Annotated in this window: 2 protein-coding genes; both read right to left on the bottom strand. The window is 59.9% G+C overall.

Annotation, left to right across the window (positions count from 1 at the left end):
* Positions 1-100 precede the first annotated feature (100 nt).
* The gene (locus AAFM29_RS17550; RefSeq protein ID WP_341714006.1) at positions 101-532 is read right to left on the bottom strand and encodes a biopolymer transporter ExbD; all 432 of its coding nucleotides are present in this window, start codon (positions 530-532) and stop codon (positions 101-103) included.
* Positions 533-712: 180 nt separating this feature from the next.
* Positions 713-1,078, bottom strand: a 366-nt coding sequence (locus AAFM29_RS17545) for a biopolymer transporter ExbD (RefSeq protein ID WP_341714005.1), incomplete at its 5' end; no start/stop codon positions are given.

The raw sequence follows: 1,078 nt of genomic DNA, 5'->3' as shown, positions 1-1,078 counted from the left end.
AGGCTACGCCGCAGGGCTCGGTCGACGACGAATTGCTGCTCGAGGCCGAAAGTCTCGCAGGCGCCGCAATGCGCGTCGATGCGAGACCGCCTGACGAAGACTAGTCGGCGTTGAAGCTGCGATGGCGTTCGTTGCCGATGAAGGCGAGGTGTTCGACACCGGAATCCTTGATCAGCGCGATCGTCTTGGCCGAGGCATCATAGCTCGCATGTGCATCGGGTTCGAAGCGCAGCAGAAGTTCGTGCGGCAAGGCACTGGCGGCCTGCACCATGCGCGACAAATCGTCGCGGTTGACCGCATTGCCATTCAAGTAGAGCCGGTCTCCAGCGTCGATTGCAACCGTGTTCTCGATATCGTTCGGTACGAAGGGCCCCGGACCGCTGGGGAGGTCGATATCCGTCACATGCGTTGCCACGGGCACCGCCATGATCAGCATAATGAGCAGAACCAGCAGGACATCGATGAACGGGGTGACGTTCATGTCGCTCAGCGGTCGCGATGGTGTCGGGCGGCGGCGCAAGGCGTATGGCATGGCATTTCTCCCGATTGCACGCCCCTCTGCGCGAGCAATGTGACAGCATAACATACCATTATCAATACACAAGATATCCGCCAGTTCAGAGCTCTCAGACCTGCATGGCGCTCTGTTGCAGGCGAAAAAAAAGGGGCGGATCGCTCCGCCCCTCCTTCGAATTTTATTTGGACCCCAGTCTTACTGCTGGCCGCCAGCTCCTGGGCCGCCGGAGCCGAAAGTACGATACTTCTCGTTGCCGACGAAGCCGAACTTGGTGACGCCCGACGCCTTGATGATGCGCAGCACATTGGCCGAGAGCTCATAGCTTGCCAAGGCTTCGGGCTCGAACTGCAGTTCGGGCTCGGGCTGGATCGCCAGCGTGTCCTGCAGCAGCGTGACCAGCTCGCCGAGCGTGACGGGCTGTGCATTCCACAGCACTTGGTTGTCCGCTGTCAGAACAAGCTTGTTCTTGATCGGATCGATCGGTGGGGGATTGTCTATCGGCGTGGGCTGCGGAAGGTCGATATCGACCGAGTGCGTGGCCACCGGGATGGTGATGATGAA

Origin of the sequence: Erythrobacter sp., assembly GCF_038133525.1 — a bacterium.
In the GTDB taxonomy this organism is placed as follows: domain Bacteria; phylum Pseudomonadota; class Alphaproteobacteria; order Sphingomonadales; family Sphingomonadaceae; genus Qipengyuania.
This window is presented reverse-complemented; position numbering and strand designations above follow the sequence as displayed.

Excerpts from the sequence above, each read along its gene's own strand:
- AAFM29_RS17550 (WP_341714006.1), bottom strand. The coding sequence starts at position 532 with ATGCCATACGCCTTGCGCCGCCGCCCGACACCATCGCGACCGCTGAGC.